The following is a 21,606-nucleotide window of genomic DNA, read 5'->3' on the forward strand; positions in this document are numbered from 1 at the left end:
AGTATGGGATATATAAATGTATCGAAAGATCCGCAGAAGAGTTTAAAAAATGGTTATTTAACAACAACGTTACTTGGATTGGGTCAAACTATATCAACTTTTGCTAAGCAACTCTTAAAACTTGAAGAGTCTGTTACTGTACAGTGGCCTGAAGTCGAATATAAATATTCTGAACGTTTTAAAGGCGCACATTTTTTAACAAAACGTCCTAATGGGGAAGTGCGTTGTACTGCTTGCTTTTTGTGTGCAACAAATTGTCCCGCACAATGCATTACAATTGTTGCTGGTCAAGCAAAAGACAATGGGATTGAAAAATATCCAGTTCGTTTTGAAATAGATATATTGCGTTGTGTATTTTGTGGTTATTGCGAAGAAGCTTGTCCTGTCGATGCGATACGCTTAGGATCTGAATACTCAATGGCTGGAATGCCTGAACAAAAATGGGTTTATACTAAAGATTATCTACTTAATAGACCAGAAAATAAAAAACGCTTAGGAGATAAGCAGATTTCTCGTAAAGAAGAAAATACAAAAGATGAATCTGTAAAAAGTCAGTTACCTAATATTCATCGCGCACACTCTTCTCACCATTAATTAGCGTATAAAATTTTCCATATTTACAATAATTTAAAAAAAATATTAAATTATTATTTTTATTTACTTGAAAGTTAAAATTTATAAAGTATAAGTATTTTTATGTTTATTAAACAATAAACATAAATTATTTAAATCTATATAGGAAATAAAATAAATGAAAAAAATTAACTTAATTGCAATGCTGTCACTTTTTGCTGTTTCTTGTTCTACTAAATCTAATGAATTTCAAGCTGAAAAAGAAAAAAATGTTTTAGCTGTGAGTGATATCCATTATAATCCATTTTCTCTTTGTGATGCTGAAAAAGCTGATAATAAATTGAGTACAAGTGAGAGTAAATGTAACGCACTAATGAAAGAATTAAATTCTGCTGAAGTTAAAGATTGGGATAAAGTTTTTGCAAAATATTTAACTTCAGAAAAAGTGTCTACAATAAATTCAAATACAAACTTCGGCTTATATCAAAAATTTTTGACACAATTAGAAACAGTAGCAAAATCAGAAAATATTGATTTTGTAGTTATTTTGGGAGATTTCTTAACTCATGGTTTCCATCAAAAGTTAAATGACTATGCTAAATTAACGCAACAAAATGAAGTAGAGTCATTTATTAAAAAAACATTTGAATACATTAGTATAACAGTGAATGCAAAACTGCCAAAAGATGTTGAAGTGTTTCCTGTAATTGGAAATAATGATTCCTATAAAGCAAACTATAATTTTGATAATCCTAAAAGTTCTAATTTTTATAAAGATTTGTCAGTTATTTGGGGAAGCAATGCTAAGCAATTAACTAAATCAAAAACTTTTGTTACTGAAGGTGGCTATTATACTATAAATCTAGCAGATAAAAAATTATCTATCGTTGCTTTAAATACCAATATGTTATCCAATAAAGCACAATCAGTAGATGGTTCTGACATTGACTCCAGTGCCAAAAATCAATTGAATTGGTTTAGTGATTTATTTAAAGCTGCAGAAAAAACAAATAACAATGAAAATAAAGATAATAAAGATGAATTCCGTATTCCTGCGGAAAATAAAGTTTTAGTCATCTCCCATATTCCAAATGGAATTGATGGTTATGCTTCATCTGTGTCTAAAGATGGTTCAGCTGTACCATTTTGGAAGAGTGAAGTACATTCTAATTCTTATTTAAATATTCTTAAAACAAATTCACAAAGAATTTCAGGTATATTGGTAGGCCATACACATCATGATGGATTCCAAATGATTGATGCTTCAAAAAGTCTTTCATCCTCATCTGTACCTTCATTAACTTCACTAAGAAATAATCCAGGGTTTAAAATTTTTAAACTTAACAAGGAAAATACTTTGATTGATTCAAAAGTTCATTCTTATGATTTAAATGAACAAAAATGGGACGAAAATCCAAAATCTTTTTCTGAGTTACATACCAGCGCTGGGCATTTGACTCATGGCTATGAAATATTATTGAGCGCGTGGTCGAAAGATACAAATCAAGCGGATGAGCATTATTTAAAACGATTAGTTTTAAATGCAGATCATAAAACTTTAGTACAAAAATGGAAACATTATTTTTGTGCTGCAGGAAACGGAATGACAATTAAAGATTTTAATGATTGTTACAAAAAGGTAACTGAAAAAAACTAATTCGTAATTTTTTAAAAAAGACATTTTGCTAATTTAGTAAAATGTCTTTTTTGTTTTTGATAATAAATTTAATAAAAATAGATAAAAATCAATTTCTTTTGTTACCATAAATAAAAATTTAATAAAATACAAATTTGCAGAAATTTCTGGACAAGTAAAAAAATAATTGATAATTTTTTTCATTCAAAGAATTGTCTTTAAATTTTCCATAGTTTTCTTAGTCATGCTGGTCAATAATTGTAGGTACAATTATTTTACTATGCATTGGAGGTTATTTGTATGAAGTTAGTTAGTGCTCTTTTTGGTTCGATTTTTGCACTTGGTTTTACTGTTTCTGCAATGGCTGATGTTCCTCCGTATGTTACAATCCCACCTGTAGTTAACGGTCAACCTAATCCATCCTATGGTGGTAGTGGTTGTCCAGCGGGTTCTGCGCGTGCCGTTGTTGCACCTGACCTGAAGTCCTTTACTATGATTTTTGATAAGTATGTTGTGAATGCAGCAGGATCAAATTCACTTGATAGAAAAAATTGTCAAATATTGATTAACTTTGAATTTCCTCAAGGATGGTCCTATTCCATTGCAAGAATGGATTATCGCGGCTTTTATAATTTAAGCGCAGGAACTTATGGTTCTCAACAAGCATTGTATTATTTTCAAGGAAATCTGCAACAAGCTAGACTAAATACAGTATTTAGAGGTCCTACTTCTGGTGATTATACTATTAGTGATACTTTAGGAATTAATAATTTAGTTTGGTCTCCTTGTGGATCATTAAGTGGATTAAATGTAAATACTTCTTTAATCGCACAAGTTGGACCAAATAATCCTAATGGATATGCAACTTTAACTACAGATTCAGCGGATGGAAGTGTACAAACTACTTATGCTTTGCAATGGCAAAGATGTGGACACTAAAAATAAAAAATTAAAATGAAAAAAATTTTCTTTCATTTTAAATCGGAACAAAATTTATCAGTTAAATTATTTTTACTATTTAACTGATATTTTTCTTTTAAAACTTTCCCTACTTCGATTGCTGCAAAGCAATGAATTTTAGTTGTGGGGTGAACCAAATCCCAAAATAAAAATTCTTGTGCCTTGCTACAACTTTCATTTGGAATAGCTGGTTTACTAGGGACTCCCACATAACAGGCGTTTTTAATATTACTAACAAAATATCTCCCTGGATTTTGCCTAACTTTATTTAAAAATTCAAAGGCATCAAAGTAAATTAAATTAATATCTTTATTTTCATCTCTAAAATTAGCAATTTTTTTATCCAGTAAATAGTTTTCTAACTTTGTGATATTAGATAAAATCCATTTCATTTTTTTAAAGCTATCAATTTCTGTTGTTAATGCAATGTTACCTAAATCAGGTATATTTGCGATAAAAATATTTTTCGCACCCAAATTTTTTAATTTAGTTAAACTTTGAGAAATATCATTTGTTAAATTATATAATGTATTAAAAGTCTCTATTGGTTCTTTAAAATTCATTTTAAAAATATTGTTAGCACCTGCCCAAAGGAAAAACATTGTGTTACTAAAATCTTTACCCTTATTTTCATTCTCAAATTTATTTATTTGATTTATGAGATCAACTGCTTCTGGATATCTTGGATTTTTGTCAGATGTTAAGGCTCCTAAAAAAGCATAATTTAACATTTTAAAATTATTTTCTTCGGCTAAATATTCTAGCCAAATTTTCCCATTACTTGCTCTTCCTGCAAAATAAGGTTTGAGTGGCATAGGATTACTTGTTTCTTTTGAAGCATTTAAGTAATTGCCATTGTCAGATAAGCTGTCTCCAAAAGTAACGATATTATTTATTGTTACTTTTTGATTGTTATTGTCAGCTAAAACTGGAAATTTGAAGAAAATAAAAAGATAAATTGTGATGAAAATTTTTTTTAAATTTCTCATTTCTCACCAGATTCTAAAATTATTGATTTATATTTTTTTCATTGACTCTTCTCGCAGATTCTTTCGGAGAATTTTTCCTATTGGAGATTTTGGAAGCTCTGTTCTAAATTCAATCTGTTTAGGTACTTTATAACTTGTCATGAATTTATGACAATGTTCCAAAACATTTTCCTTAGTCAAAGAGTCATCCTTCCTTACTATAAATGCTTTTACAGCTTCATTTGTCTTTTCATTAGGTACGCCAATGACAGCGACTTCACCAACACCAGCTAATTTAGCAATACAATCTTCTACTTCATTTGGATACACATTAAATCCACTCACTAATATCATATCTTTCTTACGATCAACTATTTTTATATATCCATCATTATCCATTACACCTATATCGCCAGTGAGCAGCCAATTTCCTTTTAAACATTTGGCGCTTTCTTCAGGACGTTGCCAGTAACCTTTCATCACTTGTGGCCCTCGAACAGCAATTTCACCTGCGTCTCCCAATTGAACTGGTATTCCTTCTTCGTTCAAAAGAACAACATCAGTACTTGGCATAGGGATGCCAACCGTATCGCTTTTTATCATTCCATTTATGGGATTAAAGGTAACAACAGGAGAAGCCTCAGTCAGGCCAAAGCCTTCTACAACTATGGTTTTTGTTACAATATTCCATCTTTCTGCTACAGCTTTATGCAAAGCAGCTCCGCCAGCAATTGAAGCTTTTAAATCTTTAGGTGGTTTTTCAGCAAACCATTTTTCATTTAATAGTCCATTAAATAAAGTATTTACTCCTGAAATCCAAGTGATTTTCTTCATTGAAAATGCTTTTTCTAAATTTTTTAGTGGTCTTGGATTGGGAATTAATATACTTTCTCCACCACAATAATAAAATGTTATTAAATTTACAGTAAAAGCAAAGATATGATAAAGTGGTAAAACTGATAAAATATACTCATTACCAGGTTCAATTTTTGATTTCCCCATTTCTACAATTTGATACATATTCGCTAAAAGGTTTTTATGGGTAAGCATTGCACCTTTGCTCACGCCAGTAGTTCCTCCAGTATATTGTAAAGCGCATAAATCTTCGAGAGTAATATTACTCCAGTATTTATGTGGATTTAATTGCTTTGCTTTTTGAATATTTATTCCTTTATGGATAGCTGAAGTAATCCTTGTTGTATATACTTCACACTTTGGTATTTGTTTTTTCACAAATTTCAAAACAGAATGAACTATTGTTCTTTTTAAAATTGGAAAAAAATCAACAACACTTACTAAAATAACTTTTTCTATATTTGTGTTAGGAATTACTTCTTTTAGCTTATCTGCAAACATATCAATAATAATTAAAACTTTTGCTCCACTATCTTTAAACTGATGCTGCATTTCATAAGCTGTATATAATGGGTTTGCGTTTACTAAGACACAACCTGCTTTAAATACACCAAATACTGCAATGGGATATGATAAACAATTAGGTAATTGAATAGCGACCCTGTCACCTTTTGCAAGTTTTAACTCTTCTCTTAAATAAACAGCAAATGCATCTGAATATAATTCAATATCAGAGTAAGAGAGCTTACTTTCCATGCCATTGTGCAGAACCATACTGCAGGCAATTTTGTCTTTCCATCTAGCAGAACTGCGTGTCACCATATCTGCTAAATTTGAAAATTCAAATTGACCTAAATCTAGATTTGTTCCTGGCCCATAATTTTTTTGCCAAGGTCGGTCTTTGCATTCAATTACCTGATCCACCATTTTTCGTCTCCTCTATCTCGCATTTGGTGGATTGTATAAAATCATGTTGAAACGTCAATTTCAATACTGAAAATATTATATATTTAATTTGTGCTATTATAAAAAAGATTGATTTAATTTTATAACCTTATTTATTGCCTGTTAATTTTGCCTACTTTAAAGTAAAAATTGTTTAATGTTACCTAATATAAATAGATTTTGACTGTTACTATTTTTTTCCTCTAAAGATTTTAAAAATTAAGGTACTCTTAAGCAAACCTTTTATAGGAGGGCTTTATGGCAGTGAATGGAGTAAAGAACTCTGCAAATTTAGCAAATGCTATTCAAAGTGCAGATGCAGGAAAAGTCGAAAAACCGGAGAAGGCAAACATAAAAAATGCAGCAGCAAATTATGCAAAAGCCGCAACTCCTCCTGGTATTAAAGAAGCCGCAAATGTGCAAATCTCACAAAAAGCAAAAGAGATGAGTTTAGCTAAAAAAATAGCTGAAGAATCACCTGATATAAGAGATGATAAAGTAGCATATTTTAAAGATCTTATTGATAAAGGTGAATATAAAGTAGATTCAGAAAAGGTTGCTAATGCTATGGTTAGGGAAGCTATGCGTGATGAGTTAGCAAAAGATCCAGGAGTTGTTTTTAGATAATTTATATAAAGTGAAAAGATATGGAAGAACTAATTACACTGCTTTCACAATTTAATGATATATTGAAAAAACAAATATCCAATTATATTGAATACATTCCAATTTTAGAAGAAGAAGAGCTTGCTATTACAAATTGTGATTTAACAGCACTTGAAAAAATAGTAATAGTAAAAGATCAGCACTCAAGAATATCACAATCATTGGAACAGAGAAGGGTATCTATTTTAAGAAAAATTTGCTATATGATAGCTTTTGATCCTAGGGGTCAAAAACTTTCCTTAAGTTTATTTAAAATTACTTTTAAGAAATATTTAGATAATATTAAAACTTTGGTAAATGAAGATACATACAAAAAAATTTTGGAAGTAGAAGAAAATATTCTTTACACAGCAAATGAATTTGAAAATTTATTTGAAACTGTCTATCCTCGGATTTATAGAAATCAATTAATTTTAAAAAAATTACTAAGAAATATTACTTTATCAATAAATTTATTTCAATCAGAAGCTAATATTGGTATGAATTATGACAATCTTGGAAAAGCACATTCTAATGCAAATAAAGGTTCAGTTAATTCTTCAATGCGAATAAAAGCTTAAAGGAACAGAATGGTAGCAACATTAAACCACATTTTAAATATGGGTAGCGAATCGCTGCAAAACTCTAGAGTGGGAGTGGATGTTACTGGTCATAACATTTCTAATGCTCAAACTCCTGGTTATAGTAGACAAGTTGTTAATTTAGAAACAAAATGGCCAATTGAATATGGTTACCACGTTTTTGGTGATGGTTCTAGAATACAAAGTATCCGCAGAGCACATGATAAATTTATTGAAGGTCAATTAAGAAGAGAAGTACAAGAACAAAGTAGAACCGAAACTCTTTCAGATGGATTAAAAAAGTTAGAAAGTTTTTTTAATCCAGATTTGACTTCTACAATACGTGATAGATTTACAAGTTTTGTTAACTCTATTCGTGAATTATCTAATTTTCCTGAAGAACCTTCAGTACGAATTAATACAATAGAGAGTGGTAAAGCATTAGCGCAATCTTTTAATTCAACACATGCAAATATTGTACAAGTACAAACTGATGCCAATGAAGAAATTCGACAAAATATCAATCTTGTAAATCAAAAAATTGCGGAAGTAGCAAAATTAAACAGACAAATCCGTGAAATGGGTGCGGGTAATCTTTCTGATGTAAACGATCTTGAAGATAGAAGAGATAAATTGATTAAAGAAATAGGCTCTATAGTTGATATTAATGCCTATAAAGATAGTAATGATCAAATTACTTTACGTGGACCTGGTGAAAGTTTATTAGTGGAAGGTGGTTTATCTTCGCGATTTATGCTTGAAGATATTTATACAGTTAATAGTATGCCTAATGTTGTTGTTTCAGAATTTGAAAAAGAACGTTATTTTGATATGACCCATTTAATCAAAACTGGAAAAATGGGTGCATTATTGCAAATTAGAGATAAGTATGCACAAAATTTAAGAAACGAAGTAAATTCATTGGCCAAAGGTTTTGGTGATTCCTTTAATGACATTCATGTTAAAGGATATGGTGTTAATGATATGAAAGAAACAAATGGGAGAGTATTTTTTGAAGGATTAAATGGACCAGGAGAGCCAGCACAAGATATCGAAGTATCATTAGGAATTGTTTATAACCCAAATGCTATTGGAGCTGCTATGTCTACAACAACTCCAGGCGATAATGTTGTAGCAAATAAGCTTGTAAAACTATTCTATGAACCATTATTTGATGATGAAACAACCACGATAACTGGTATTTATGATAAAATGATTAGTAAAATTGGTATTGCAGCTTTAAAAACTAAAGAAGAAGCCACAGCTTCACAAATTGTTTTTGATCGCTTAAAAGCGCAAAGAGAAAGTGTTGCTGGTGTTTCTTTAGATGATGAAGCTGCAAATCTCTTAAAATATCAACACTTATTTACTGCGAGTTCAAGAGTAGTAACAACCGCTGATGAAATGTTTAAAACTGTATTGGATTTAAAAAGGTAATGTTCTAAGTTTTTGAGGAGTTTATATGCCTGTAAATCCACGAATATCAGAACAATATAGATACGGATCAACCCTAGACAGAATAGGAACTGTTAAGAATATTGCAGATGATGTTCATGAAACAGCTGTTTCTGCAAGAAAATTAAAAAGAATAAGTGATGATCCTGTTGCAACAATTAGAGTTTTGCGTAACAGAACACGTATCTCTAATTTAGATCAATATAGAAAATCTTTAGATTTTGGTCGAGGCTATTTAGCTAAAACAGAAGATGCATTAACCTCAATTTATGAATCATTAATTCGCGCAAAAGAATTATCTATTCAGCAATCAAATAATATTTATGATGATGCGTCTCGTAAAGCTGTTGCAGAAGAAATTCGACAAATTTTAAATCATGTTATTATTTTAGGTAACACAACATATGGTGATAAATATGTTTTTGGTGGTTTCCAAACAACACAACCACCAGTCTCACCTGATGGACATTATTTAGGTGATGATGGATATATTTTTATTCAAGTCGACGAAGATAGTTTTAGACCAATCAATGTTAGTGGAAGAATGGTCTTTGATGTTCCTGGTGGTATGGAAGGAAAACGTCCTCCATTGGTTAATATCTTACAAAATATGTATGAGTCTCTTTTTGCTTGGGATAAAGATCAATTGCACCAGTCTATGGTTGACTTAGATGGTGCAATGAATTCTGTTGTTACAGCTACAGCCTCGTTAGGCGCGAGACGTGTTGCTTTAGAAGATGTTTCTGAAAGATTAGACAGAGGAGAATCTCAGTTACATAGCGACAATAATAATTTAGAGGGAGCTGATTTAGTTAAATCTGCATTAGATTTAAAACGTGCTGAAACAGCACTTAATTTTACATTACAAGCAAGTTCTAAAATGCTTACACCTTCCTTGCTTGAATTTCTTAAATAATTTATAACGAAGTTTAATTGAATATTGTTCCTTATTATTGAGGTTAGAATGAAGATAACTATAATTTCTGGTAGTCATAGAAAACATTCAGAATCAGATAGAGTTGGTAAATTTATTGAAAATACTTTTAAAAAAAATCATAATTTAGATATTAATTTCTTTTCTCTCGCAAATAATCCTTTGCCTTTTTTTGATGAAGAATTTTGGAATGCAGAAAATGAAAATTGGCAAAAAGTTTGGTCACCAATTGCGAAAGAATTTCAAACTTCAGATGCTTTTGTTATTATTTCTCCAGAATGGCATGGAATGGTTCCTGCTGGATTAAAAAACTTATTTTTACTCGCTTCTCCAAAAGAATTTGGCCATAAGCCCGCTTTAATTACTTCAGTATCTGCAGGAGGAAGTGGAGCATATCCAGTAAGTGAATTACGCACTAGCAGTTATAAAAACAATCGAATTTGTTATATTCCTGAGCATTTAATTATTCGCGATTGTGGTAATGTCCTAAAATCAGAACAACCTGCAAATCCAACTGATGAGGCCATTAGAAATAGAATTAAATTTGCAACAAATTTATTAGTTGAATACGCCAAAGCATTTAAGCAAATTAGAGAAAGTGAAGTTATTGATTATAAGAGCTTTGCATTTGGAATGTAAATTTTTTTGCATACTTCTAATTAATCCTATAATTAGAAGTAAAATTTTAAATTATCTCTGTAATAAGATACTGTTTAGTTAATTTCTTTTCTGCTGAACCACAACTAGAGATATTTTCAATTGAATTTGTTTCTATTACTTGAAAAATTCTTTTAATTGTTTCTTTGTTTAGATTATAATAGAAATATACTAAAAGACCTTCTTTTTCAGGATTTGTTACTATTTCATAATTTTTATTACTAAAGGATTCCCATTCCCAAGAATATTGTTTAAATAATTCACCTTCTACAAGAGATGCTATTTTATTATTTAAACCACTCATTCCTCGATAATTATTATTTACAAATAATTTATTTTTATCTCTTAGAAGAAAATCCTCGGCTAAATTTAAATCAAAAAGACCATACCAACGCATGCTTGGAGCTTCAAAAAATGTCGGTGCGTATCTATGCCCACCAATATGAGAAGATTTCCAGACACGAAAGTTAAGATTATTTTGATGAATAATTTCATTAAATTTTTGAAAAAGAGTGAAACCATATTTACCGCAACATTGATCTCTATTACTGTGCACACAAATAAAAATTTCCTTAGTAGAGGAATTACTTTTTATGCTCCATTCTAGTAAATTTGAATTTTTATTTTGCAAATAATCTAAGCAATAATTTGAAAATAAATTTAATTGTGAATGAGGTATACTCAGTTCTATTTTTTCATAAAAATTAAATTCAGAAAAAGATTTTTTAAAGATAAAAATTTTTGTGAAATTATTTTCACAATGCTCATTTTTAGAAAAATAATTAATACCAACATTAATCTTATTTTTAGCTAATATAGAAGGTAATAACTTAAATTCTTCAGGGTATTTGTTTGATTTAACTGGAATTGCGTCCCAAGGCTCTTCTAATTCAATACTTAATTGAATATCATAATTTGCTGCTGTACCGATAATTTTTTCATTACTGTATTTTGTTATTTGGGAACACTCTACATGTTGAGTCATTATCTCTTCCTTTAGACGGTATTCTTTAAAAGTTGTAAAATGGTTTTAAATATTTTGTTAAAATGTTCAGCTTTTATAATTAAAGGTGGAGTAAAGGAGAGAACATCGGCTCTCTCTCCTTCAGGTAAAACAATAAAACCATGATTCAATAATTGCTCCATTAAGGGAACACAAAATGCTGCATCGCTTTTATAAAACCATAATCCTTTCATAAAACCTTTTCCTCTTATTACAAAAGGAAACCGTGTATAAAGTCCTTCTTTTTGCATATTATGTTTGAATTTTAAAAATTCAGCATCAATTTTAACAAGCTCTTTTTGAAAATTTGGAAGTTGTTTTTGAATTGTTTTAATAGTTTCAAAGGCAACAGCACATGCTAAAGGATGGCCTAAAAATGTTTGAGTTTGTCTTGCCTCGCCTTTAGATTTTCCCCACACATCCATAATGTCGCCAATACATAGACTAATAGGTAGTCCTCCGCCCATAGCTTTTCCTAAACAAAGTAAATCTGGTGTTACGTTACAATGCTGCAAAGCAAACATTTCTCCTGTCCTACCAAATCCAGTATAAATTTCATCAAAAATGAGGAGTGTTCCATATTGTGTACATAATTGCTTACAGGTTTTTAGAAAATCTGGAGTAAAAGATCTTTTCCCTCCTCTTCCTTGGATTGGTTCTAATACTAATGCTGCATATACTTTCTTTTTTAATTCATCTTCAAGTAAATTTAGGACAACACTTTCAGGATAAAGTTGATGAATGTTTTTTAGTTGCTGCGAATCTAGAAAAGTTTCATCATCAGAAAAAGCAGGAAAAGGAATTGCAACACTTTTATTGAAGAGCCAAGGCTCAAATCCATGAATAAAATCTTGTCTGTGATTGAGAGCAAGTGGTGCGAATTGCAATCCATGATATCCACCTGAAAAGCTTAAAAATTGAAACCTTTTTGTTGCAAGCATGGCTGTTTTTATTGCAGATTCTATAGCATCTCCACCGCTTTGACTTAACAATGATTTTGGATTTGCATAGGGGGTTATTTTTGCAATCAGTTCTAACAAATTGATTTTTGCTTCGGTTGGATGAACATCGCCCATACCATGAATTAATTTTGCAGACTGTTTTCTAATGGCCTGAAGTGTTGTTTGAGGCCTGTGCCCAAGTGCTAGAACACCAAAACAAGCTGTAAAATCTATATATTTATTATTATCAACATCTTGGACATATATTCCCTTCCCTTTTTTCATAACGATGGGGAATTTTTCACTAATATATGTTGTATCAGGGCATTCTACATTTTGCAGGCGAGAAAGAAGAGAAGTGTTTAGTTTACGTGAGCGGCTTTTTTGCATTTTCGGGTATCCACAAATCCATAGTATCATCAAAAAATTTGATCATTTCTTCTTCTTTACGAAGAAAAAGTTTTCTAAGTAATTCATCTTTATCATAAAAAGATGACCATTTATATGGAGTTTGCAAATTATTTAGATTTTCTAGTTTTGGGAATAACTTATTTTCAAAAAAAATTGTTACAGATTCATAAAATTTTGAAATTTCTTTACTTACTATGTTTTCCGTATTTTTGATTAAGTATATCTTTTTTTCGCTCTCAATATTCTTTTTTTCCGAATAATTTTCTAAAAAAACTCTAATCATATAACAATCAAAAAACAACTCTGTAATAACCTCATAACCCTTATGCCGGAGTTGATATTCTTCAAAACGAATTTTAAAATTATCAGCTATATTTATCAATTCTCTAGGAGTGAAAGTATTTAACCATGTTGGATTTTGAAATGCTAAATGTATTTTGTTATTTTCGAATATTTGTGAAAGATAATGATTGATAATTTCTTCATTTCTTTCCCAGGCAATTGGAAGAAAAATAATTTTTCCTTCAAGTTTTTCACAAAGTTCAATAATTTCAAACTTATTTTTTCCTTGAATACGTTCATTTTCTGAGTAACCTAACAAAACAATATAAGTTGTATTATAATTCCATAAATTTGCAAGTAATGCCCATCTGTCCTCTTCTTTTAAAGAGCTATGATCTAAATCATCTAAAATATAAACTTTATGCTTATAATTATTAAATTCACGCATATCAAGTACTTTTCTTGTAACAATTGCTAAATGAAAACCACTTGTAATAAGTAAATCAACTAAACTGCTAGTTATTTTGTATAAAGAGTAGGATAGTTTAAATTTATTAGTTAATAAAATAAGGCTTATAATTATAAAAACTGGTGTAAAAAATTTTGAAGAATAAAATCCAAAAATATAAAAAATAAAGTAAAGCATAAAGAGAAAGAATGTTGCTTTAAAAAAACCTAGTAAATGCATATACGCTTCACTTAGAGAAGTTATGCCAAAAAAACTCTTCTTTATGAAGTGCAATCCATCTGCTTGAATTTCATTGGAGTACTTTTCTATTAAATATGTTTTTCCGGAACCCCAAGGTCCTATAATAAAAATAAGGTTTTCATTTTTTCTAATGAATGTATCTATTTGATGTTTTATTGTGTCATAATTTAAACTCTTATGATCATCAACTCCATCATGCTTAGCTAACTTTTCTTTTACTATTCTTAATAGTGGCGGATCATTAGAAACAAGTCTTCTAAAATTATCAAAGCACTCTTTTATAGAACTTTTATTTTTATTGTCATCAATCATAAATATATCCTATAAACAAAGGTTTGAAAAATTATATATTTTTCCTAAATTGAATTACTTTACTTTCAAGAAATTCTTGAGAAATATTTTTGTTTAACATGGTATTTTGTTTTTTCATAAGCTTTGAAATATCTTTATAAGTTTTCACTATTTCACGATCTAATTCATTGCATTCATTTATTTTTTCCATGAAATTTTTTAATAGAACTTTGTCTTCTTGTATTATTTTTGTTTTTTCTAATACAACATTTTCAATTTCAAAAACTCTTTCTTCACTTTTTTCTAAAAACTGTTTAAATAAATTAATAAGAATTTCTTTTTCTTCTGTTAATTTTTCATTTAAAACAAACACCTCTTCTAAAGTTAAAGCTTGTAAAATAGTATGTATTAAAATTTCAAACGTAACAGGCTTATCAAGTAAGTGATATGCTCCGAGTTTTAAGCATTCCACAGCCTCAGATTTTTCTGCATGCCCTGAAATAACTATGATAGGTTTTTTTATTTTCAATTTATTCACTTTTTCAATAAATTCTAAGCCATTCATTTTAGGCATTTTAATGTCAACTAAAATTAAATTTGGACAAACTCCTTTTGATAATTGCTCTAAAGCTTTGAGAGGAGAATTAAATTGCTTGATTTTGATATCTAGATGAGTAGTTATAATATCACTAATAACTTCCAATATTCCAATTTCATCATCAATAAGAAATATTTCTTTTTCACTAAAATCATGAATCATAAAACACCTCAAAAACCTATCTTAGATAATGAAATTATTTTTTTTGCTATGTCTTCTATTGGTTCTACATAATCAACAGCATTTAATTTAATAGCCTCTTTAGGCATACCAAATACAACACAACTTTGTTCGTTTTGGGCAATGGTTTTTGCCCCAGCTTCTTTTAATTTTTTTAGACCTTTTGCTCCATCACTTCCCATTCCAGTTAATATAATTCCAATTGACTTTTTAAGGTTTAAATCTGCAATAGAATTAAATAATACATCTACAGAGGGACGATGGCTGTTATAAGTTTCTGTTTGATTAGTTTGAATTAAAAGTTTATTATTCAACTTCTGTACTATCATATGTCTATTTCCTGGTGCAATATAAACTTTATTTTTTTCAATAATGTCACCATTTTTTGCTTCAGTCACTTCAAAACGACATAGTTTATTTAATCTTTCAGCTAAAGCTTTAGAAAAAACTTCTGGGATATGTTGGACTATGACAATAGGAGGAATTTCTTGTGGCAATTGTTCTAAAATGACTTTAAGGGCTTCAGTTCCTCCAGTAGAAGAGCCAATTGCAATTAAATAATCCGTATCTAATTTTTCAGTAAAAGTATACGCTCTAAATTTAAAATGATTAGCTGCATTTATTTTAGCATTTTTGCAGTGAATAATTTTTTCAATTAAGATTTTACTTTGTTCTTCAATCTGGCTTAAATCAGGTTTTTGGAAGAAATCAAACGCACCTAGTTCTAATGCTTCCATAACAAGTGAGCCTTCTTCCATATTTAAAGCACTGACGACTATAGTTGGAATTTTATATTTTGGTATAATTTGCTTTAAAATATCTATTCCATTTAAGTAGGGCATATTTATATCGAGTGTGATAATATCTGGCTTGAGTTCATAAATTTTTTCATCTAAAATTCTAGGGTCCTCTATCTCTCCAATTACTTTTATTTCTTTACTTTTTGAAAGTATTGATTTTAATTGCATTCTTATTGTAGCTGAATCATCGACAATTAGTACTTTAATAAAATTATTTCCGTGAACTTGGCTTGAAAATTTATCAGTTGGTAAAGACGACAAAATTTTGCTTTTGTTTTTCCTGATTTTATATTCATCATAAATTGTTTCGAGCTTAAAACAAATTTCTTCAGTAGAATCGTCTAAATTTTTAAGATTTGGTTTTTCTACATAATCAGAAGCACCTAGTGCTAATGCTTGTTTTGCGACATCTGTTCCATCTCGCTCAATTGAACTAACTATTAAAACAGGAGGATGATTTTCATTATTAAAATCATTGCGTAAATAGTCAATTCCAGTTTCTTCGGGCATATGAATATCTAAAGTAATAATGTCTATTTTAGTTGTCTTTAGTTTTTCTCTTGCCTCTTTAGCACTCGCAGCAGTTGCTACAACTTGAAAACCTTTTTCTTTGGTTAATATTTTTTTAAGAAGAACGAGAATAGTGGGAGCATCATCGACACATAGTACATTTATTATTTTTGGTTCTGATTGAAGAATAACATCAGGGATATTTTTTTCTTTAGGTGTATAGTTTTTATGTGTGTAAATAGAATTTGCAAGTAGTTTTACAGGTAAATTAAGACTTAGTATGGATTCACTAATACCTAAAATAAGTAAACCATAAGGTTCTAATCTACTTAAAAGGGAAGTTATAATTTCAATAATTTGTTGTTGATTAAAATAAATTAACACATTGCGACAAAAAATAATATCAAATTTTTCATTGATATATTTATTACTTAATTTTAATAAATTTGCTTCTTCAAAAATAATTGGATCTTTAATATGCTTCTTAGGTTTTACAAAGTCACGAATATCACCTAATCCTCGTACCCAATTCCCATGAACATAAGTCATGGGGATTTGAATCAGATCTTTATATAAATAGACGGAATTTTGGGCGTATTTCACAGATTCATGATCAATGTCTGTACCAATTATTTTATAGTCAAAATCTTTAATTTTATTTTCATTTTTTAGTTTGTTAAAAAACATTGAAATAGAATATGCTTCTTGACCTTGACTACAAGCTGCACTCCAAATTCTCAAAGTTTTTCCATTTTTTTCTGAAATAATCTGGTTTAAATATTTTTTCTCTATATCTTCAAAGTGAAAATACTCGCGAAAAAAGTATGTATGATGTGTAGTTAATAATGAGATTATTGCTTTTTTTTCTGTATCAAAATTTTTTTCTAAATGCTTTATATATTCATTAGGAGAAGCAATTCCAAGGATTGAAAACCTTTTATTAAGCCTTGCTTCAACCATAGAATAATTTTTTTCAGTAAGTTGATTTCCTGTCTCATCTTGCGCAATATTAGATATTCTTTTAATTAAACTGTACCATTCATTATTCATCACAAGTCCTCAAATCTCGGATCGTTAAATGAAGGAACTTCTTCTGTTGGGTTTACTTTCTTTTTTTCAGGAACTTTATCTATTTTTTTCTCGCTTTCTGATTGAACTTTTTTTATTTGTGAGTTTATTTGTGTATGTGTGGATTGTTTAATGTCTGTTTTTTTTCCAAACTCATTTAAATTTTCGTTATTTTCTTTCTGCTTTTTAACAGGTGGATTTGCTGGAGGATTATAATTATTATTTACACTTATTTTTTCTATATTATAGTTACTTCCTAATACAATTAAAAGCAAGTTATTTGCCATTTGTTCTAATTCATGGCTTTGTGTTAAGAGTTCTTTTGCTGTTTGAGAAGACTTTTGTGCAATAGAATTATTTTGATTTGTTACGTTATCTAAATCATGCATTGCATGATTAATTTCTTCAACACCTTTCGCTTGTTCTTGCGCTGAATTTGCAATTTCATAAATTATGTGATTCACTTCTTGCGAATTATTATAAATTTTCTCAAAAATATTTGAGCACTCAACACTCGTTTCTTCACCTTGTGCCATAGCTTTTTTTGATTGTTCAACTATTGTTTCAACATTTGCCTTAGTTTGCGAAATAATATTTTTAACTTTATTAATACTGTTCTCTAGCATAGTAGAGATTTCTTTTGAAGCAGTACCACTCATTTGTGCTAAATTTCCAACTTCTTCTGCAACAACAGAAAATCCTCTACCATGTTCACCAGCTCTAGCAGCTTCCACAGATGCATTAAAGGAGAGAAGTTTCGTTTGAAAAACAATTTCATTAATTACTTTTGTTTTATTTTCAATTTCAGAAATTACTTTGACAATTTCAGAAATTCGTTTATTTCCTTCTATAACTTGATCCATAATATCTTGATTGCGTGACTTTATATTTTGAATTGCATTTACCATTTTATTAATAATATCTTTTCCTTCATTTACTTTTTGGATATTTTCATTGGATTTCATTCTAGAATTTTCTGCCATTTCAGCAGTTTTATTCATCATTGCGCTGATTTCATTTACTGCTGTGACACTCTGCTGTAAGGAAGAAGCTTGTCTTGTAGTTGCAGAATATAAGGTTTCACTATTTTTTGTAGACTCATTTGAGGTTTTATTTAATTTTTCATTTCCTTTAGCTAGGCTTTGAGCAACAAATATTAATTTATTAGCTAAACTTTTACTGAAATAAATGCTTAGAAAAATAGAGCAACTAATAACAATAATAAATGTAAAAACAAAAATTATCTTTAAATTTATAATCGAAGTATATGCTTCGTCTCTATCAACTCTTACTAAAACTTTCCAACTCAATTCATCTACCATTTTATCCCCTTTAACAGGGGTATAAGATTGTATTTGCCAAATTTTGTAGCGGGAGTTTAATGATTCTAAAACCCCCTCTTCGCCTTTATTTGCTTGTACTGCTGCAGGTTGTCCTGATTTTACTAAATTATATTTATTTAATATTTTTTCATCGTGAATAATTTCTTTTTTATTATTATTTCTGAATGGGTTGTAGTCTAATATAATTTCCCCTTCTTTGTTTATTAAAGTAATGTGTAAACTTTTTATTTTTGATTGGATAAAATTTTCATACATCCTTGTTGCTAAATCTTCAACCCAATTAAAACGCGCGTGATTGCTGATAACTCCAATCGGTTCACCTTTGGAATTATAAATTAATGATGAGAATATTGTACCATATCTTTTTTCACGAAATACTTTGTCTAGAACTTCGTCAAAATTTGCATCTTGAAAGTTTACATCTGTAAAACCTTTTTTCTCATCTTGTAAATATTTTTTTGCTATAGTTTCTTTAAACCATGCAGTTTTAGAAAAATTTTCTTTATATAGTATTTCTGAGTTAATTTTTTTACCCTCTGAGGATTGATCGTTTACACTTAGTAAATGACCATTAAGATCACATACTAAAATGAGATCATAAATCCCATTTAATTTTGTCAAAGCGTTAAGATAATTTACAGTTTCTCTTGAATTAAGGTTTGAATTCTTTAAATGTAAAGAAAAAGTTTTAACATCTCCATACCGTTCAAAGAATTGATCTGATATTTGATCTGAAAAAGTAATAGCAGTAAAAAAAATTTTATCTTTTACAGTTTGCTCTTGATTAGAAAAGTTTATGAATGAAAATATTGTTAAAAATATACTAATTATTGCAATACCGCCTAAACTAAGTATTAAAATCTTCACTTTTAATGAAATTTTATCTAACATAAGATATCCTTTATGCGGCTGCCTTCTCAATATGTACAAGATCTTCAATGCTTAATGATTTTGCTAAATTAATAAGGACGATTAAAATATTCTTATATTCTATTAGTCCTTCAATGTAGTCATTTTTAATACTTGATTGCATATCTGGTTTTGGAAGTATTTTTTCTTTTTCAATATTAATAACATAGTCAACTGAATCTACAAGAATACCAATGGTAATATTATCTAAATCACATACTATCACCGAATTTTCTTCGGGTCCTTTAGTTGTGATAGAGAGTTTTTTTCGCATATCTATTACACTTATCACTTTTCCACGCAAATTCATAATTCCACAAAAATAGTTTGGTGTGTATGGAATTGTAGTAAATTCAGGGATACCAATAACTTCTTTAACCTGCAAAAGAGGTATACTAAAGTGCTCATTGCCTAAACTAAAGCATAAGTATCTGTTGTCAGTAGTATAAAGCTTTTCAATTTTATTTTCTTCATGCATTGTCATATCATCCTGCTTTTAGTGAAATAGAATTTATATTTCTTTGTAAATTTTGTTGAAAATACTTCCCACTAATTAACTCTGTTACATCAAGTATAGGTACAACTTTTCCATCACCAAGAATTACACTTCCTACAAAACCTTTTTCACAACGCATTTCTTCTCCAATTGATTTTGTAACCACTGATTGAATTGCAATTATTCTATCAACAATTACTCCAATTTTTTTTCCGTGTCCTTGGGCAATAATAATTACTTTTTCTTTTTCTTTCACCTTTTCTATTTTTTTGGAAAATAAACCTTGTCCTAAATCTACCACGGAAATTTCTTCATTGCGTAAAATAATAAAAGCCTCATTTCCAGAAATATGATTTATATTACTTTTTATAAGACTCAAACATTCGATAACTTGATTCACAGGTATAATATATTTTTCACCAGATATTTCTGTAATAAATGCATCCATTATTCCAACAGATAATGGAATTCTGATAACAAAATTTGTTCCTTTATCTATTTCGGTTTGAATATTTATTTTTCCATTTAACATTTCAATATTTGTTTTAACTACATCCATTCCTACTCCTCGACCTGATATTTCAGTAGTTTCTACTTTAGTAGAAAAACCTGGAGCAAAAATAAGTTGATAACATTCTTCATCAGTTAAATTTTCAGTTCCTTTAATGACACCTTTTTTGGTTGCAATTTCATACAAATTTTTAGCGTTTAATCCTTTTCCATCATCTTTTATACTGATAATTAGGTTCCCTGCTTCATGCGTAGCTGTAACGCTTACATGGCCTTCAAGAGGTTTATTTTTTTCTTTTCTATCTGCATTACTTTCGATTCCATGATCTATTGCATTGCGAACCATATGCATTAAAGGGTCTGAAATTTCATCTAATATTATTTTATCAATTTCTGTGTCTTCGCCTGAAAAATCAATTTGGATTTGTTTATTTAACATTGCTGAGGTATCACGAGCTGTTCTTGCTAATTTTTGGAATACGGGTTTTATTGGGACTAATCTCAAATTCATAATAATATCTTGAACTTCTTTAGTTGTTTTATTTAATACACGAAAGTAATTTTTAAAATTTTGATTTTGCATTGCTTTTATATGTTCAGCAAATATACTTTGAACTATTACTATTTCTCCAATATAGTTTTGTAACTTTTCGATTTTACTTAATGGTATTCTAATAATTTCTTCTGTTAAATCTTTTTTTAATTTTTGTTTATTATGTTTTTGTATTTTAATTTCATCTTTTTTTACCTCATCTATGGGTTGACTTTCTTCGTTTTGAAAGAGAAATGCGCCTTGATTTTCAGGAATTTCTTGTAGGCTAGTATGGGTTCCTGAATCTAACATGATATTAGAAATGTTTTCTATAATTACTTTATTTTCAAGTTTTTCTCCAGGATTTGATTTTAACTTTTCAATAAATTCTTTTAATTTATCATTTGTCATTAAAAGAATATTTACCACTGAATTTGTTACTTTTAACTCTTTCTTTTTCATTTTAAGTAATAAGTTTTCTAGATGATGAAGAATTTCTGCTATTTCACTAAATCCTACAGCTTTTGCACTACCCTTCAAGTTGTGCGCGAGTCTAAAGCTACGAGCAAGTAAATCTTCAGGAGGATTTTCTCCTAATTGCAAATAAACTTCTTCAGCCTCTTCAAGATTAATATCAGCTTCTTGAAAAAAAGTTTTTTGTAGCTCTAATTCAAAATCATCTAGCATACTAAAATCCTTATCTTTTTAACCAGCTAGAGTTATCGGCATGTGAATTGCAAAGTAAAAATGAGTGTCAAATTTTAGAAAGGTAGTTTTTTTCATTTAGCTTATTTATTTCTCATCCTGTGACGAT

General features: G+C 29.3%; 18 protein-coding genes. 8 read left to right on the forward strand and 10 right to left on the reverse strand.

Annotation, left to right across the window (positions count from 1 at the left end; genetic code table 11):
• The first annotated feature begins 3 nt into the window (after positions 1-3).
• From GOY08_RS07740 to GOY08_RS07750, 3 genes are all read left to right on the forward strand, one after another.
• Positions 4-594 (forward strand): NuoI/complex I 23 kDa subunit family protein, encoded by a 591-nt coding sequence (locus GOY08_RS07740; RefSeq protein ID WP_158998324.1) that lies wholly within the window; start codon positions 4-6, stop codon positions 592-594.
• Positions 595-751: 157 nt separating this feature from the next.
• Positions 752-2,230 (forward strand): metallophosphoesterase, encoded by a 1,479-nt coding sequence (locus tag GOY08_RS07745; protein ID WP_158998325.1) that lies wholly within the window; start codon positions 752-754, stop codon positions 2,228-2,230.
• Between the two features lie 279 nt (positions 2,231-2,509).
• A complete protein-coding gene (locus tag GOY08_RS07750) occupies positions 2,510-3,148 on the forward strand; it encodes a DUF4360 domain-containing protein (RefSeq protein WP_158998326.1) in 639 nt (212 codons plus the stop codon).
• A 32-nt stretch (positions 3,149-3,180) separates the two neighbouring features.
• On the opposite strand, the gene GOY08_RS07755 is transcribed toward GOY08_RS07750, so the two are convergent.
• The gene (locus tag GOY08_RS07755; RefSeq protein ID WP_158998327.1) at positions 3,181-4,158 is read right to left on the reverse strand and encodes an SGNH/GDSL hydrolase family protein; all 978 of its coding nucleotides are present in this window, start codon (positions 4,156-4,158) and stop codon (positions 3,181-3,183) included.
• A gap of 27 nt (positions 4,159-4,185) precedes the next feature.
• Positions 4,186-5,919, reverse strand: coding sequence for an AMP-binding protein (locus GOY08_RS07760; protein WP_158998328.1), 1,734 nt, complete (start codon positions 5,917-5,919; stop codon positions 4,186-4,188).
• A gap of 276 nt (positions 5,920-6,195) precedes the next feature.
• Here GOY08_RS07760 and flgM point away from each other — a divergent pair, with 276 nt between their 5' ends.
• The 5 genes from flgM to GOY08_RS07785 are packed head-to-tail and all read left to right on the forward strand — an operon-like array spanning position 6,196 to position 10,191.
• The gene (gene flgM / locus GOY08_RS07765) at positions 6,196-6,564 is read left to right on the forward strand and encodes a flagellar biosynthesis anti-sigma factor FlgM (protein ID WP_158998329.1); all 369 of its coding nucleotides are present in this window, start codon (positions 6,196-6,198) and stop codon (positions 6,562-6,564) included.
• 20 nt (positions 6,565-6,584) lie between these two features.
• Positions 6,585-7,163 carry a hypothetical protein gene (locus GOY08_RS07770; RefSeq protein ID WP_158998330.1) on the forward strand — a complete coding sequence of 193 codons (579 nt, stop codon included), beginning with the start codon at positions 6,585-6,587 and terminating at the stop codon, positions 7,161-7,163.
• A 9-nt stretch (positions 7,164-7,172) separates the two neighbouring features.
• On the forward strand, positions 7,173-8,600 hold the full coding sequence (flgK, locus tag GOY08_RS07775; RefSeq protein ID WP_158998331.1) for a flagellar hook-associated protein FlgK: 1,428 nt from the start codon (positions 7,173-7,175) through the stop codon (positions 8,598-8,600).
• 25 nt (positions 8,601-8,625) lie between these two features.
• Positions 8,626-9,534 (forward strand): flagellar hook-associated protein FlgL, encoded by a 909-nt coding sequence (gene flgL, locus GOY08_RS07780; RefSeq protein WP_158998332.1) that lies wholly within the window; start codon positions 8,626-8,628, stop codon positions 9,532-9,534.
• A gap of 48 nt (positions 9,535-9,582) precedes the next feature.
• Positions 9,583-10,191, forward strand: a complete 609-nt coding sequence (locus GOY08_RS07785) for an NADPH-dependent FMN reductase (protein ID WP_158998333.1) — start codon at positions 9,583-9,585, stop codon at positions 10,189-10,191.
• Between the two features lie 46 nt (positions 10,192-10,237).
• On the opposite strand, the gene GOY08_RS07790 is transcribed toward GOY08_RS07785, so the two are convergent.
• The 8 genes from GOY08_RS07790 to GOY08_RS07825 are packed head-to-tail and all read right to left on the reverse strand — an operon-like array spanning position 10,238 to position 21,479.
• Entirely contained in the window at positions 10,238-11,194 is a 957-nt protein-coding gene (locus GOY08_RS07790) for a sucrase ferredoxin (protein WP_158998334.1), read from the reverse strand.
• Positions 11,195-11,205: 11 nt separating this feature from the next.
• Positions 11,206-12,543, reverse strand: a complete 1,338-nt coding sequence (locus tag GOY08_RS07795; protein WP_158998335.1) for a class-III pyridoxal-phosphate-dependent aminotransferase — start codon at positions 12,541-12,543, stop codon at positions 11,206-11,208.
• Positions 12,521-13,867, reverse strand: a complete 1,347-nt coding sequence (locus GOY08_RS07800; RefSeq protein ID WP_158998336.1) for a P-loop NTPase fold protein — start codon at positions 13,865-13,867, stop codon at positions 12,521-12,523. Before GOY08_RS07800 ends, GOY08_RS07795 begins: the two co-directional genes overlap by 23 nt.
• A gap of 31 nt (positions 13,868-13,898) precedes the next feature.
• A complete protein-coding gene (locus GOY08_RS07805) occupies positions 13,899-14,606 on the reverse strand; it encodes a response regulator (RefSeq protein WP_158998337.1) in 708 nt (235 codons plus the stop codon).
• Positions 14,607-14,614: 8 nt separating this feature from the next.
• Entirely contained in the window at positions 14,615-16,984 is a 2,370-nt protein-coding gene (cheB, locus tag GOY08_RS15670) for a chemotaxis-specific protein-glutamate methyltransferase CheB (protein ID WP_158998338.1), read from the reverse strand.
• Entirely contained in the window at positions 16,984-19,236 is a 2,253-nt protein-coding gene (locus GOY08_RS07815; protein WP_158998339.1) for a methyl-accepting chemotaxis protein, read from the reverse strand. The genes cheB and GOY08_RS07815 overlap by 1 nt, the downstream gene beginning before the upstream one ends.
• Before the next feature lie 10 nt (positions 19,237-19,246).
• Positions 19,247-19,738: a chemotaxis protein CheW gene (locus tag GOY08_RS07820; protein WP_158998340.1), complete on the reverse strand. Its 492-nt coding sequence runs from the start codon at positions 19,736-19,738 to the stop codon at positions 19,247-19,249.
• A gap of 1 nt (position 19,739) precedes the next feature.
• Positions 19,740-21,479 (reverse strand): chemotaxis protein CheA, encoded by a 1,740-nt coding sequence (locus GOY08_RS07825; RefSeq protein ID WP_158998341.1) that lies wholly within the window; start codon positions 21,477-21,479, stop codon positions 19,740-19,742.
• Between the last annotated feature and the right edge of the window lie 127 nt (positions 21,480-21,606).

The sequence above is a fragment of the Pigmentibacter ruber genome (assembly GCF_009792895.1).
GTDB lineage: Bacteria > Bdellovibrionota_B > Oligoflexia > Silvanigrellales > Silvanigrellaceae > Silvanigrella > Silvanigrella rubra.